Annotated in this window: 14 protein-coding genes; 7 read left to right on the top strand and 7 right to left on the bottom strand. The window is 64.1% G+C overall.

What is annotated here, in order from left to right:
* Window positions 1–94: 94 nt before the first annotated feature.
* The 4 genes from KHO27_RS21860 to KHO27_RS21875 form a co-directional block, all read right to left on the bottom strand.
* On the bottom strand, window positions 95–949 hold the full coding sequence (locus KHO27_RS21860) for an endonuclease/exonuclease/phosphatase family protein (protein WP_046853623.1): 855 nt from the start codon (window positions 947–949) through the stop codon (window positions 95–97).
* A 12-nt stretch (window positions 950–961) separates the two neighbouring features.
* A complete protein-coding gene (dsbA, locus tag KHO27_RS21865; protein WP_110696977.1) occupies window positions 962–1,594 on the bottom strand; it encodes a thiol:disulfide interchange protein DsbA in 633 nt (210 codons plus the stop codon).
* A 165-nt stretch (window positions 1,595–1,759) separates the two neighbouring features.
* Window positions 1,760–2,377 carry a c-type cytochrome gene (locus KHO27_RS21870; protein ID WP_102683016.1) on the bottom strand — a complete coding sequence of 206 codons (618 nt, stop codon included), beginning with the start codon at window positions 2,375–2,377 and terminating at the stop codon, window positions 1,760–1,762.
* Window positions 2,378–2,408: 31 nt separating this feature from the next.
* Complete coding sequence (locus KHO27_RS21875; RefSeq protein WP_031314666.1) at window positions 2,409–2,711, bottom strand: c-type cytochrome; 303 nt, start codon at window positions 2,709–2,711, stop codon at window positions 2,409–2,411.
* A 208-nt stretch (window positions 2,712–2,919) separates the two neighbouring features.
* On the opposite strand from KHO27_RS21875, the gene yihA reads away from it, so the two are divergent.
* Window positions 2,920–3,552: a ribosome biogenesis GTP-binding protein YihA/YsxC gene (yihA, locus tag KHO27_RS21880; protein WP_023629403.1), complete on the top strand. Its 633-nt coding sequence runs from the start codon at window positions 2,920–2,922 to the stop codon at window positions 3,550–3,552.
* Window positions 3,553–3,934: 382 nt separating this feature from the next.
* Here the strand turns inward: yihA and polA are convergent, their stop codons facing one another.
* Window positions 3,935–6,685 (bottom strand): DNA polymerase I, encoded by a 2,751-nt coding sequence (gene polA / locus KHO27_RS21885; protein ID WP_214500764.1) that lies wholly within the window; start codon window positions 6,683–6,685, stop codon window positions 3,935–3,937.
* Between the two features lie 74 nt (window positions 6,686–6,759).
* On the opposite strand from polA, the gene KHO27_RS21890 reads away from it, so the two are divergent.
* Complete coding sequence (locus tag KHO27_RS21890; RefSeq protein WP_046853618.1) at window positions 6,760–7,047, top strand: DUF2782 domain-containing protein; 288 nt, start codon at window positions 6,760–6,762, stop codon at window positions 7,045–7,047.
* Window positions 7,048–7,119: 72 nt separating this feature from the next.
* Window positions 7,120–8,070 carry a homoserine kinase gene (locus KHO27_RS21895; protein WP_111531939.1) on the top strand — a complete coding sequence of 317 codons (951 nt, stop codon included), beginning with the start codon at window positions 7,120–7,122 and terminating at the stop codon, window positions 8,068–8,070.
* Between the two features lie 104 nt (window positions 8,071–8,174).
* On the opposite strand, the gene KHO27_RS21900 is transcribed toward KHO27_RS21895, so the two are convergent.
* Window positions 8,175–9,131 (bottom strand): zinc ABC transporter substrate-binding protein, encoded by a 957-nt coding sequence (locus KHO27_RS21900; protein ID WP_110696971.1) that lies wholly within the window; start codon window positions 9,129–9,131, stop codon window positions 8,175–8,177.
* 18 nt (window positions 9,132–9,149) lie between these two features.
* Between KHO27_RS21900 and zur the strand changes: the two genes are divergently transcribed.
* The 4 genes from zur (at window position 9,150) to KHO27_RS21920 (ending at window position 12,017) form a co-directional block, all read left to right on the top strand.
* Complete coding sequence (gene zur, locus KHO27_RS21905) at window positions 9,150–9,635, top strand: zinc uptake transcriptional repressor Zur (protein ID WP_046853615.1); 486 nt, start codon at window positions 9,150–9,152, stop codon at window positions 9,633–9,635.
* Window positions 9,632–10,405 (top strand): zinc ABC transporter ATP-binding protein ZnuC, encoded by a 774-nt coding sequence (gene znuC, locus KHO27_RS21910; RefSeq protein ID WP_110696969.1) that lies wholly within the window; start codon window positions 9,632–9,634, stop codon window positions 10,403–10,405. The genes zur and znuC overlap by 4 nt, the downstream gene beginning before the upstream one ends.
* Complete coding sequence (gene znuB, locus KHO27_RS21915; RefSeq protein ID WP_214500765.1) at window positions 10,398–11,180, top strand: zinc ABC transporter permease subunit ZnuB; 783 nt, start codon at window positions 10,398–10,400, stop codon at window positions 11,178–11,180. Before znuC ends, znuB begins: the two co-directional genes overlap by 8 nt.
* A gap of 129 nt (window positions 11,181–11,309) precedes the next feature.
* Window positions 11,310–12,017 (top strand): PA5502 family lipoprotein, encoded by a 708-nt coding sequence (locus KHO27_RS21920; RefSeq protein ID WP_214500766.1) that lies wholly within the window; start codon window positions 11,310–11,312, stop codon window positions 12,015–12,017.
* Between the two features lie 117 nt (window positions 12,018–12,134).
* Here KHO27_RS21920 and katE read toward each other — a convergent pair whose 3' ends face one another.
* Window positions 12,135–14,279 carry a catalase HPII gene (gene katE / locus KHO27_RS21925; RefSeq protein WP_214500767.1) on the bottom strand — a complete coding sequence of 715 codons (2,145 nt, stop codon included), beginning with the start codon at window positions 14,277–14,279 and terminating at the stop codon, window positions 12,135–12,137.
* Window positions 14,280–14,289 lie beyond the last annotated feature (10 nt).

The raw sequence follows: 14,289 nt of genomic DNA on the forward strand, positions 1-14,289 counted from the left end.
CTGGATCCGCAACGGGTAGTGGCATCTAGTCCTGCAATCACTGGATTTCGGCGGAAAAGCCCAACACTTGAGTGCAGGATTCGCCCAGGCAGGACTAACTCAGGACCGGCAGCGTATCCACAGTCAGGGCATCAGGCAATCGGATCTCGACGGCGACGGGAAGGTGATCGGAAATTGGCTGTGCCAATACCTCGACACGCTCCAGTGTCAGGCTCGGGCTGAGCAGGATGTGGTCAAGGCAGCGCTGGGGACGCCAGCTGGGAAAAGTGGCCTCGACCTGGGGCGCGACAAGCCCGAGATCCCGCAAGGGCGAATGGTCAAGCAGGTCGTTGGCGTGGGTGTTCATGTCACCCATGAGGATCTGGTGGCGATAGCCACCGATCAGCTCGCGGATATAGGCCAGCTGCCGTGCGCGCGTCTTGGAGCCGAGCGCCAGGTGCATCATCACCACGATCAAAGCGTCGGCACCTTCGCCGAAACGCACGAGGATCGCCCCTCGCCCAGAGGGGCCGGGCAGGGGATGGTCTTCCAGGTGCTGGGGTTTGAGGCGGCTGAGCACACCGTTGCTGTGCTGGGCAAAACGCCCCAGGTTGCGATTGAGCTGCTGGTACCAGTAGGGGAAGGCCCCCAACTGGGCAAGGTGCTCCACCTGGTTGACGAAGCCGGAGCGCAGGCTGCCGCCGTCGGCTTCCTGCAAGGCCACCAGGTCGAAGTCGTTGAGCAGGTCGCCGATCTTCTGCAGGTTGCCGGCTCGCCCGTTGTGCGGCAGCAAGTGCTGCCAACTGCGGGTCACGTAGTGGCGATAGCGCTCGGTACTGATACCGACCTGGATATTGAAACTGAGCAGCCGCAGGCGACCATCGGCCGGCAGGCCGCTGGCCTGCAGGTGATGTTCGTTGACCTGCGGCTGGTGCAGGCCGACGCTTCGGGTTGAGCGAAAGCGGCCCATGGCATTCGCCGCTTACTTAGCGGCGCGCTCCTTGGCGATCAGCTGGTCGGCGACGTTCAGCACGCCTTCCGGACCACCGGCGGTACCCAGGTCGAAGCGGTACTTGCCGTTGACCACCAGGCTCGGTACGCCGGTGATTTCGTACTTCTTGGCCAGCTCTTTGGCCTGATTGACCTGACCCTTGATGGCGAAGGAGTTGAAGGTGGCGAGGAACTTGTCCTTGTCCACGCCCTGGGTGGCCAGGAACTCGGCCATTTCTTCAGGCTTGGTCAGGCGCATGCGCTTGTTCTGGATGGCGTCGAACACCGCGTTGTGGACATTGTGCTCAACACCCATGGCTTCGAGGGTGAGGAACATCTGGCCGTGGGCATCCCAGGGACCACCGAACATGGCCGGCACACGCTTGAAATTGACGTCCTTGGGCAGCTTGTCGACCCAAGGGTTGATGGTCGGTTCGAAGTGGTAGCAGTGCGGGCAGCCATACCAGAACAGCTCGACGACCTCGATCTTGCCTGGCACCGACACCGGCACGGGGTTGCTCAGCTCGATATATTCCTTGCCGGCCACAGGCTCCGCAGCCTGGACGGCGGCCATACCGAATACGCTGGCGGCGACCAGCGCAGCGCTGAGAATCAGTTTACGCATGCTTTACTCCTGAGCAGTCTTTGGTCGCCTCGACGCGACCTGTGTAGGACAGGTCGGGAAGGGCTCGAGTTCTGTAGTGTAACGGCTACGGACAGAAAAAAGGGCAGCGCGGGCTGCCCTTTTCATCTTTAGCGCTGAAGCATTAACCGAGTGTTAACGCGTATTTCAGTGCAGGCCCTGGATGTAGCTGGACAGCGCTTCGATGTCCTTGTTACTGAGCTTGCCGGCGATGGTGCGCATGGTCATGGCGTCGCCGTCGTTGGTGCGGTTGCCTTCGCGGAAGTCGGTCAGCTGCTTGCTGACGTACTGCGCGTGCTGGCCACTGAGGTGCGGGAACTTCGCCAGGGCGATGCCTGCGCCGTTGGGGGAGTGGCAACCGGTACAGGCCGGCATGCCTTTCTCCAGGTTGCCGCCGTTGAACAAGGCACGACCACGCTCGACGAGCTTCGGATCGGCGGCACCCACGCTGCCTTTCTGGCTAGCGAAATAAGCGGCGATGTCGGCCAGGTCCTGTTCGTTGAAATTGGCCAGCATGCCGGTCATCTCAAGCACGGTACGCTTGCCGTCCTTGATGTCGTGCAACTGCTTGTTCAGGTAGGGCTCACCTTGGCCGGCGAGCTTCGGGAAATTCGGTGCCAGGCTGTTGCCGTCCGGGTTGTGACAGGCCCCACAGACAGCTGTCTTGGCCTGGCCGGCGGCGGCATCGCCTTTGATGGGTCCCGCAGCAGTTGCCGCACCTGCGACCCCCATGGTCAACAGCAGACTCACGACTAGTTTGTTCATCAGCTAATCCAACACGGCTAAGGGTGAAATGTTATGTATCGGGACTGCCGCTCATCCAAAGGATGACCAAACGGTAGTCCTCGGCACTGCAGTCCATGCACAATCCACGCGGCGGCATAGCCTTGAAACCCTGTGTAACATGCACCACCAGTTGCGCCATGCCTTGCGCCAGCCTTGGCTCCCAGGCCGCCCGGTCACCGCTTCTGGGTGCCTGGGGCAGTTGTCCGGCGTGACAGGCCGCGCACGTGCGGTTGTACAACGCCTCGGGATCCTGTGTAGCCTGTGCGCTGAAAAACGGCAGGAACATACCGACAGCAAGCAGCCATTTCGCCATGCGAAACGACCTGACAGGGTTGGGGGCCGCGCTGCGTTCTGTTGCGCGAGCTATTGTTCGACACCCCATGCTCAATTGCCTTCGCTGGGCGAATGAGCACACAAAAACTGGGGCATTATATACTTCTGCCAGCCAAACGGAAACGACACCGCTTGCCAGGCCTGGTCCTACGCCTCCAGCGCTGGGCAACACCCACATCGGAAATCCCATGCAAGTCAAGAACCCCATCCTCGGCCTCTGCCAGAAAGCCAAATTCGCCCTCAGCGCCGCCAAGGTCGAACAATGCCCCGAAGACCAGGGTTACGAGGTGGCTTTCGCCGGCCGTTCCAACGCCGGTAAATCCAGCGCCCTCAACACCCTGACCCACGCCAGCCTGGCGCGTACCTCGAAGACCCCCGGCCGCACCCAGCTGCTGAATTTCTTCAGTCTGGACGATGAACGGCGTTTGGTCGACCTGCCGGGCTACGGTTATGCAAAAGTGCCGATTCCGCTCAAGCAGCACTGGCAGAAACACCTGGAAGCCTACCTGGGCAGCCGCGAGTGCCTGCGCGGGATCATCCTGATGATGGACACCCGCCATCCGATGACCGACTTCGACAAGATGATGCTCGACTGGGCCAAGGCCAGCGGCATGCCGATGCACATCCTGCTGACCAAGGCCGACAAGCTGACCCACGGCGCGGGCAAGAACACCTTGCTCAAGGTGCAGTCGGAAATTCGCAAGGGCTGGGGCGATACCGCGACCATCCAGCTGTTTTCGGCGCCCAAGCGCCTGGGCCTGGAAGAGGCCTATCGCGTGCTGGCGGACTGGATGGAGCTGGAAGACAAGCCGGCTGTCTGAGCTCGAGTGAGGCTTTCGTGGTAGCGGGCTTGCCCCGCGATGGCCCTGTCGCGGGGCAAGCCCGCCCCCACGAGCCCAGGCAGACATGACGCCGAATTCCGGGCAAAAAAAACCCCGGACTTCGTATGGGGAGGGGGAAGTTCGGGGTCCAAGTCCGGACCGCTAGGGCGGGGTCCAGATATCTGCCAACACTTAACACAACATAGGAGCATCGAAAGGCTTCACCAGCCATTCAGTACCTCTGAGTGGCGGTTCACCGGTTTAGTTCCGAGCCCCTGGAAACTATTTGCGATAGTTTCATGAAACTCTCGATCTAAGGCCCGAGGCCTGCACCGGATCCGCGACACCACGCCGCAGATCCTACACAGCTTTCACGCGGCGTTTAGTGAGCTTCGTCCCAATTCGAGCCAACGCCCGCTTCCACCAGCAACGGTACATCCAGTTGCGCCGCGCCGCTCATGTGGACCCGAATCTCGGCTTTCACCTGTTCTACCAGGTCTTCGCGCACCTCAAGCACCAGTTCGTCGTGCACCTGCAGGATCACCCGCGCATCCAGCCCGCTCTCGGTCAGCCAGTTGTCCACCGCCACCATGGCGCGCTTGATGATGTCCGCCGCGGTGCCCTGCATCGGCGCGTTGATCGCGGTGCGCTCGGCGCCTTTGCGCAAGGCCGGGTTCTTGGCGTTGATGTCCGGCAGGTACAGGCGACGTCCGAACAGGGTTTCGACAAAGCCCTTTTCAGCGGCCTGGGCGCGGGTGCGCTCCATATAGGCCAGCACACCTGGGTAACGGGCGAAATAGCGGTCGATGTAGTCCTGGGACTGCTTGCGATCGACGCCGATCTGCTTGGCCAGGCCGAATGCACTCATGCCATAGATCAGGCCGAAGTTAATCGCCTTGGCGCTGCGACGCTGGTCGGTGGTGACGTTCTCGAGGGCGACACCGAACACTTCCGCGGCGGTGGCGCGGTGCACGTCAAGGTCGTTGCGGAAGGCGTGCAGCAGCCCTTCGTCCTTGGCCAGATGGGCCATGATGCGCAGCTCGATCTGCGAATAGTCCGCCGCCAGCAGTTTGTAGCCGGGGCTGGCCACGAAAGCCTGGCGAATGCGCCGGCCCTCGGCGGTGCGGATCGGGATGTTCTGCAGGTTGGGGTCGCTGGACGACAGGCGACCGGTGGCAGCCACAGCCTGCTGATACGAGGTATGGATGCGTCCGGTACGCGGGTTGATCTGCCCCGGCAGCTTGTCGGTGTAGGTGCTCTTGAGCTTGCTCAGGCTGCGGTACTGCATCAGCACCTTGGGCAGCGGGTAGCCCTGCTCGGCCAGGTCATCCAGGACCGCCTCGGCGGTGGACGGCTGGCCCTTGGCGGTCTTGCTCAAAACCGGCATGCCCAGCTTGTCGTAGAGGATCGCGCCCAGCTGCTTGGGCGAGCCCAGGTTGAACTCCTCGCCGGCCAGCACATATGCCTCACGCTCCAGCTCGACCAGCTTCGCTCCCAGCTCACCGCTCTGCACGCCGAGCAGCCCGGCATCGACCAGCGCGCCCTGGCGCTCGATCTTCGCCAGCACCGGCACCAGCGGCATCTCGATATCCATCAGCACCGGCAGCACGCTGGGCGTCTGGGCCAGCCGTGCCTGCAGCGCATGGTGCAGGCGCAGGGTGATATCGGCGTCTTCGGCAGCGTAGGGGCCGGCCTTGTCCAGCGGGATCTGGTTGAAGGTCAGCTGCTTGGCGCCCTTGCCGGCGATATCTTCGAAGGCGATGGTGGTGTGGTCCAGGTACTTCTGCGCCAAGCTGTCCATGTCGTGACGGGTGGCGGTGGAGTCGAGCACGTAGGACTCGAGCATGGTGTCGTAGGCCACGCCGCGCATGTGGATGGCCGGGCTGCCGTTGGCCAGGATGTTGATGTCGTACTTGGCGTTCTGGCCGATCTTGCCCTTGGCCGGGTCCTCCAGCAGTGGCTTGAGCGCCAGCAGCACGCGCTCGCGGTCCAGCTGGGCCGGAGCGCCTTCGTAGTCGTGGGTCAGCGGCACATAGGCGGCTTCATGGGGCTCGACGGCGAACGACAGGCCGACGATCTGCGCCTGCTGGGCATCCAGGCCAGTGGTTTCCGTATCGAAGGCGAACAGCGGCGCCTGACGCAGCTTTTCCAGCCAGGCGTCGAAGCGAGCCTGGTCGAGGATGGTTTCGTACTTCGGCTCGACCTTCTCGGCCACAGGAGCCTCGGCGGCAGCGGCGCCATCAACGGCCTGGGGCGCGCTGCGCTGAACTTCGGCAACCCAGCTCTTGAACTCCATCTCAGTGTACAGCGCCAGCAGCGCTTCACGGTCGGGTTCGCCGCAGACCAGGGCGTCCACCTCGACATCCAGCTCCACATCGCACTTGATGGTGGCCAGCTCGTAGGAGAGGAAGGCCGCGTCGCGGTGCTCCTCGAGTTTGGCGGCGAGGGTCTTGGCGCCTCGAATGGCCAGGCCCGGCACCTTGTCCAGGTTCTGGTACACATCGCTCAGGCCGCCACCGATACCGGTCAGCAGGCCCACCGCGGTCTTTTCGCCCACGCCCGGCACGCCGGGAATGTTGTCGACCTTGTCGCCCATCAGGGCGAGAAAATCGATGATGTGTTCGGGGCCTACGCCGAACTTCTCGTGCACACCGGCGACATCGAGCACGCTTCCGGTCATGGTATTGACGAGGGTAACGTGGCCGTCCACCAGCTGGGCCATGTCCTTGTCGCCGGTCGAGATGATCACCGGGCGGCCGGCGGCGGCGCTGCTGCGCGCCAGAGTGCCGATCACGTCGTCGGCCTCCACGCCTTCGACACACAGCAGCGGGTAGCCCAGGGCGCGGACGCTGGCGTGCAGCGGTTCGACCTGCACCCGCAGGTCGTCGGGCATGCTCGGGCGGTTGGCCTTGTACTCAGCGAACATGGCGTCGCGGAAGGTCCCGCCCTTGGCATCGAAGACCACTGCGAACAGGCTGTCCGGGTACTGCTTGCGCAGGCTCTTGAGCATGTTCAGCACGCCCTTGACCGCGCCGGTGGGCATGCCTTTGGAGGTGGTCAGCGGCGGCAGCGCGTGGAAGGCGCGGTAGAGGTAGGACGAACCGTCCACCAGGACGAGGGGCGCTTGGCTCATGAGGAGAATCAACCTTTTCGACGGGTCCGGCGCTAGAATAGCCGGATCAATGACGACAAAAGGACTAGGTTATCATGCGCACACTCAATCGCCTGTTACTGCTCGGTCTGCTGGCCACCATGCCAGTCGTCACCCAGGCGGCGGACGAAGCCCCATCGGCCGATCCCGATGTAACCATTCGCACGGAAGGCGATAAAACCATCCAGGAGTACCGGCAAAACGGTTTCCTGTATGCGATCAAGGTCACGCCGAAGAACGGCAAGCCTTATTTCCTGGTACGCGCCGATGGCTCCGAAGGCAATTTCATTCGTTCCGACCAGCCGGACATGCTGATTCCGTCCTGGAAGATCTTCGAGTGGTAAGCTAGTAACGCGTATCGTTCTTATCAACCAGGCACTTCCGGGCGGAAGTGCCCGCATGGGCAATTCTTCAACATGTCAGTCTTCACCCCTGTGTCCCGGCCTGAGCTGGAAACCTTTCTGGCGCCATACGAGCTGGGCCGCCTGCTCGACTTCCAGGGCATCGCCGCCGGTACCGAGAACAGCAATTTCTTCGTCAGTCTGGAAAAAGGGGAGTTCGTCCTCACACTGATCGAGCGTGGGCCGGCTGAAGACATGCCGTTCTTCATCGAACTGCTCGACGTGCTGCACGATGCCGACATGCCCGTGCCCTACGCCCTGCGCGACCGCGAAGGGCATGGCCTGCGCGAACTGTGCGGCAAGCCTGCGCTGCTGCAGCCGCGACTGTCGGGCAAGCACGTCAAGCTGCCGAACAACCAGCATTGCGCCCAGGTCGGCGAGCTGCTGGCGCACATTCACCTGGCCACCCGCGAGCGCATCATCGAGCGCCGCACCGACCGTGGCCTGGACTGGATGCTGGAATCGGGCGCCGAGCTGCTGCCGAGCCTGAACCGGGAGCAAGCCGGGCTGTTGCAACCGGCGCTGGCGGAAATCACCGCGCACAAGGCGCAGATCCTCGCCCTGCCCAAGGCCAACCTGCACGCCGACCTGTTCCGTGACAACGTGATGTTCGAAGGCACCCACCTGACCGGGCTGATCGACTTCTACAATGCTTGCTCCGGGCCGATGCTGTACGACATCGCCATCACCGTGAACGACTGGTGCCTGGACGAGCAGAGTGGTATCGACCTGCCACACGCCCAGGCATTGCTGGGCGCCTACGCGGCACTGCGGCCGTTCACCGCCGCTGAAGCTGAGCTGTGGCCGGTAATGCTGCGGGTGGCGTGCGTGCGCTTCTGGCTGTCGCGCCTGATCGCGGCGCAGGCGTTCGCCGGGATGGACGTGATGATCCATGACCCTAGCGAGTTCGAGGTGCGCCTGGCGCAACGCCAGCAGGTTGCGCTGAAGCTGCCGTTCGCGCTCTGATAGGCAATAGCGGCATTTGTGGGAGCGGGCTTGCCCCGCGATAGCGCCGGGCCTGCCAACGCTATCGCGGGGCAAGCCCACTCCCACCTGGTCCGCCTACAGCCTCAGAGCTGTTCCAGGCAGCCGACCAAATCCCCGCCGAGCTTCTCCAGCAAGCGCTCATAGCCCTTGCCATCCACCTTGTCGGTGCCACCCAGCGCATCCAGTTCGGCCAACCGCACCGGCAACCCGGCCGTCAGCGTCTCGGCCAGGCGCGGCCTCAGCGGCGGCTCGCTGAACACGCAGGTCTTGCCCACCGCCTGCAAGCGCTTGCGCATGGCGGCGACGTGCTGCGCGCCCGGCTGCACCTCAGACGCCACGCTGAACACGCCAGTGTGCTTCAGGCCATAGGCGGCCTCGAAGTAGTCGAACGCCTCGTGAAACACGAAGTAAGGCTTGCCGGCGATCCCCGCCACACGCTGCTTGATGCGCGCATCCAGGGCATCCAGGCGCTCGACGAACTGCTTGAGGTTGGCCTGGTAGCGCGGGGCATTGGCCGGGTCGGCCGCTGCCAGGTCGCCGGCCATCTTCGTCGCGATCACCCGGGCATTCAGCGACGACAGCCACAGGTGTGCATCGAGGCTGCCCGGGCGGTGGTCGTGGTCATGATCGTCGTGGTCTTCCTCGTCATGGGAGTGGCTGTCCTCGCCGAAATGACGCAACTGCATGCCCGACAGCGACTGCACGGCCACGGTCGGCTTGGCGCGGCTCTTCAGCACGCGGGGCAGGAAACCTTCCATGTCCGGGCCGATCCAATACAGCAGGTCGGCATCGGCGACCTTGCGCACGTCGGAGGGTCGCAGTGCGTAGTTGTGCGGGGAGGCGCCCGGCGGCAGGAGCACATCGGGGCTGCCGACACCGTCCTGAACGGCGGCGGCGATCTGTTGCAGGGGCTTGATGCTGGTCAGCACGCGTACGTCGGCGTGCGCCGAAAAAGCGATGAAAGCGACAAAGAGGGCAAGGATTCGGGACACGGTGGATACTCGGGTCGTCAGAAACAGGTAACATAATAACGTCTCCATCCTGAACCGTCGCTGCCCATGTCCATCACGCCGCTGGCCCACCGTCCCCACGATCACTCCCATTGCGTCCACAGTGCGCTGGCCGAGGCCGACGCGCTGTGCAACCGTCAGGGCCTGCGCCTGACCGCCCTGCGCCGCCGCGTGCTGGAGCTGGTGTGGCAGAGCCACAAGCCGCTGGGCGCCTACGATATCCTCGCCGTGCTCAGCGAGCAGGACGGCCGCCGCGCCGCGCCACCGACCGTCTATCGTGCCCTGGACTTCCTTCTGGAAAATGGCCTGGTGCACCGCATCGCCTCGCTCAATGCCTTTATTGGCTGCAGCCACCCCGAGCACGCGCACCAGGGGCAGTTCCTGATCTGCCGCGAATGTCATGTCGCCATCGAGCTGGAGCAGAACAGCATCAGCGACGCCATCGTCAGCAGCGCCAATGCCGTGGGCTTTGCGGTCGAGACGCAAACCGTCGAAGTGGTCGGCCTGTGCGGCAACTGCCGGGGCAAGGCATGAGCGATGCCCTGATCCGCCTCGAGCAGGTCGGTGTCAGCTTCGCTGGCGAAGCGGTGCTCGACAGCATCGACCTGGCGGTGGCACCGGGGCAGATCGTTACCCTGATCGGTCCCAACGGCGCCGGCAAGACCACCCTGGTGCGCGCCGTGCTGGGGCTGCTCAAGCCGCATCGCGGCAAAGTGTGGCGCAAGCCCAGGCTGCGCATCGGCTACATGCCGCAAAAGATCCAGGTGGACGCCACATTGCCCTTGTCGGTGCTGCGCTTCCTGCGCCTGGTGCCCGGTGTAGACCGTGCGGCAGCCTTGGCGGCGTTGCAGGAAGTCGGCGCCGAGCAGGTGATCGACAACCCGATCCAGACCATCTCCGGTGGCGAGATGCAGCGTGTGCTGTTGGCCCGCGCGCTGCTGCGCGAGCCCGAGCTGCTGGTACTCGACGAACCGGTGCAGGGTGTCGACGTAGTGGGCCAGACCGAGCTGTACAACCTGATCACTCGCCTGCGCGACCGCCACGGCTGCGGCGTGCTGATGGTTTCCCATGACCTGCACCTGGTGATGAGCGCCACCGACCAGGTGGTCTGCCTCAACCGCCACGTGTGCTGCTCGGGCCACCCGGAACAGGTCAGCAACGACCCGGCCTTCGTCGAGCTGTTCGGCCAGAACGCCCCGAGCCTGGCCGTCTATCACCACCATCACGATCACAGCCACGACCTGCACGGGTCGGTGATCGCCCCCGGCGCCCATGTTCACGGAGAGCACTGCAAGCATGGCTGATTTTCTTCTCTACGCCCTGCTTGCCGGTGTATCGCTGGCGCTGGTCGCCGGCCCCCTGGGCTCGTTCGTGGTGTGGCGGCGCATGGCCTATTTCGGCGACACCCTGTCCCATGCCGCGCTGCTCGGCGTAGCCCTGGGCTTCGCCCTGGATGTCAGCCCGGCGCTGGCAGTGACCGTCGGCTGCCTGCTGCTGGCGATCCTGCTGGTGACCCTGCAGCAGTGCCAGCCGCTGGCCTCGGACACCCTGCTCGGCATCCTCGCCCCCAGCACGCTGTCGCTGGGGCTGGTGGTGCTGAGCTTCATGCACGATGTGCGCATCGACCTGATGGCCTACCTGTTCGGCGACCTGTTGGCGATCAGCCCAACCGACCTTGCCTGGATCCTCGGCGGCAGCGCCTTGGTGCTGGTGCTGCTGGCGATGTTCTGGCGACCATTGCTGGCGGTGACCGTGCACGAGGAACTGGCGATGGTCGAAGGCTTGCCGGTGACCGGCCTGCGCCTGGCACTGATGCTGCTGATCGCCGTGGTGATCGCGGTGGCGATGAAGATCGTCGGTGTGCTGCTGATCACCTCGCTGCTGATCATCCCGGCCGCCGCGGCACAGCGTCACGCCCGCTCACCGGAGCAGATGGCCGTGGGCGCCAGCCTGCTGGGGGTTGCCGCGGTCTGTGGGGGCCTGGCGCTGTCCTGGTTCAAGGACACCCCGGCCGGGCCTTCGATCGTGGTCTGTGCGGCAGTGCTATTCTTGCTGAGCCTGGCGTTGCCGAAACGCTGAATTTTCAGGGTGCGCGCAGGCGCATCCTGCAACCTTTTCGCAGGTTTCGAGTCTGAGAAGACCTGTTTTCGAGCGTGCGCACCTGGGTGTAGACTTGCTCGCTTTTTGCGCAAATAGAGAGTCGCAGGAATGAAGCCGTTCGCCTCACGTTATCTGCTTGTTGCCGCGTTTTCCCTGTTCCTGGCTGCCTGCTCCAGCAAGCCGGCCGAACAGCCGGTGGCGCCTGCCCAGCCCGATGCCTGGCAGCAGCTCGAGCAAAGCATCGCCAGCAACGAGCTGGCCACCGCCGAGGATCAACTGGCCGCCTTGCAGGCCCAGGCGCCGGATGATGCTCGCCTCGAACCGCATCAGCGCCAGCTGGCCGAGGCCTACCTGCGCCGTAGCCAGATCGTCCTGCAGAAGGGCGATGTGAATGCCGCTGCCACGGCATTGGCCCGCGCCCGCGCGCTGATGCCGCAAGCACCGGCCCTGACCGGCGGCGACGCCGTGGCCCAGGCACGCAAGGCCGAACTGGAAAAGGCCGAAGCGGCGCTCAAGGCTGCCGAGTCCAAGCCCAAGGCCCGGGTGATCGACCCGACCGCGCCGACCACTGTCGTGGCGCTGAAAACCACCGATAGCCGGGCGATGCGTCGCCAGCTGGACGATATCGCGGCGGACGTGGTGAGTTATCAGTGCGAGGTGGTGTTCCAGGTGCCGCGCACCGAGGATGCGCCTTGGCTCAAGACCCTGCTGGAGAAGCGGGTGCGCAAGCTCGACAGTGGCTTCGAGCTGAAGCAGAAGCATGAGATCCAGCGCTCATTGCCGGCGCAGGTGGTGTTGACTCCCCATCAGCAATAAACCCGTCAGGGCCTCATCGCCGGCAAGCCGGCTCCCACAGTGACCGCCTGCAATCTGTGGGAGCCAGCTTGTCGTGGCGACGAACCGCGGCGATGGGCTGCAAAGCAGCCCCCCCGATTATGCAGGAATAGCTTCGGCAGCCGCCTCCCGCGCCCACACCCGGTGCCCCTCGACTGCCTTGAAGAAGGCCTCGAGCGCCTTCTGGTCATCGCCCAGCAACAGCCCCGCATCTTCCTTGAGCCCCAGCTTGTTCAGCAGCAGCTTGCCGTCACTGGCTACGCCCATGGGCTTGAGATGCTTGTAAGCCTCGAGCAGGAAGTGCTTGGCCACGCCGCTGTTTTCCAGCGCCTCCAGCGAAGCCTTGCCCGCCGGCACCCACACCCCGTCGAACATCACCGAGGGCATGCCCTCCATCGATGCATCCACCGGCAGCTGCTTGCCAGCGGCAGTCTTCACGGGTGCCGACGTCGGCCCCAGCAGCATGGGGCGCGCACTTTGCGCCTCTAGCGCCTTGACCACCTTGTCGACACTCGCGTCATCCACGCCGCCAGCCACCAGGATGGCGATCTTGCGCCCACTGATGCCGATGTTCCCGGGGTGGTTCATCTGGCTCAAGGCCTTTGACTGCGCCGGCTTGCTGCCCTTGACCTTGACCGTGCCGGCCTTCGGCGCCGGCAGACCGAGGTTGGCCGCCACCGCTGCCGCCAACTTGAGATCGATATTGGCCAGGATCTCGTTCACTTCCCGCGCCCGGATCGCCTCGCGCTCAACCTTGCCCAGCTCGAAGCTGTAGGCCTTGATGATGTGCTGCTGCTCGGTGGGGCTCATGCTCTGGAAGAACAGCCGCGCCTGGGAGAAATGGTCGCCGAACGACTCGCTGCGCTGGCGGATCTTGTTCGCATCGATACGTTCCTGGTAACTCTCGAAACCCCCATCCTGCGCGGCGGGCGGCGTTTCCTTCGGCCAGCCGCCATCGATCGAGTTGGGCTCGTAGGACGCCCGGCCCTTGTCGATGGTCATGCGGTGCATGGCATCGCGCTGGCTGCTGTGATTGGGTGCGACGGGGCGGTTGATCGGGATCTCGTGGAAGTTCGGTCCGCCCAGGCGGCTTATCTGGGTGTCGGTGTAGGAGAACAGCCGGCCCTGCAGCAACGGGTCATTGCTGAAGTCGATGCCCGGCACGATGTGCCCGGGGCAGAAGGCGATCTGCTCCACTTCGGCGAAGAAGTTGTCCGGGTTGCGGTCGAGCACCATCTTGCCCAGCGGCGTCACCGGCACCAGCTCCTCGGGGATGATCTTGGTCGGGTCGAGCAGGTCGAAGTCGAACTTGTGCTCGTCGGCCTCCGGCACGATCTGCACGCCCAGCTCCCATTCCGGATAATGCCCGGTCTCGATCGCTTCCCACAGGTCGCGGCGGTGATAGTCGGTGTCCTTGCCGGCAAGCTTCTGGGCTTCGTCCCACAGCACCGAGTGCACGCCCTGGCGCGGCTTCCAGTGGAACTTGACGAAGCTGGCCACGCCTTGGGCATTGATCAACCGGAAGGTGTGCACGCCAAAGCCTTCCATCATGCGCAGGCTGCGCGGAATGGCCCGGTCGGACATCGCCCACATGACCATGTGCGCGGATTCCGGCACCAGCGACACGAAGTCCCAGAAGGTGTCGTGGGCAGAGCCACCGGTGGGCATCTCGTTGTGCGGTTCGGGTTTGACCGCGTGGACGAAGTCGGGAAACTTGATCGCGTCCTGGATGAAGAACACCGGCATGTTGTTGCCGACCAGGTCGAAGTTGCCTTCATCGGTGTAGAACTTCACCGCAAAGCCGCGCACGTCGCGCACCGTGTCGCCCGAGCCACGCGGACCCTGCACGGTGGAAAAGCGTACGAACACCGGGGTGATTTTCTCGGGATCTTGCAGGAAACCGGCCTTTGTCAGCTCGGCATGGCAGCCGTAGCTCTGGAAGTAGCCATGGGCGCCGGTCCCGCGGGCATGGACGATGCGCTCGGGGATGCGCTCATGGTCGAAGTGGGTGATCTTCTCGCGCATGATGAAGTCTTCGAGCAGCGAAGGCCCACGGGCACCGGCCTTGAGGCTGTTCTGGTTGTCGGCGACCTTCACCCCCTGATTGGTGCGCAGCGCCTGGCCGCTGGCGTCGCTGCGAAACGCCTCCAGGCTCTGCAGTTTGGCGTTGGTGTTGGCCTTGTCCGGGGTGTCGGTGCCGGCGACAGGGCTGGGCTGTGGCGCCTGCGGCGTCTTGCTGGGCATCTTAGGCTCT

Origin of the sequence: Pseudomonas sp. RC3H12 (genome assembly GCF_018596375.1) — a bacterium.
Taxonomy (GTDB): Bacteria; Pseudomonadota; Gammaproteobacteria; order Pseudomonadales; family Pseudomonadaceae; genus Aquipseudomonas.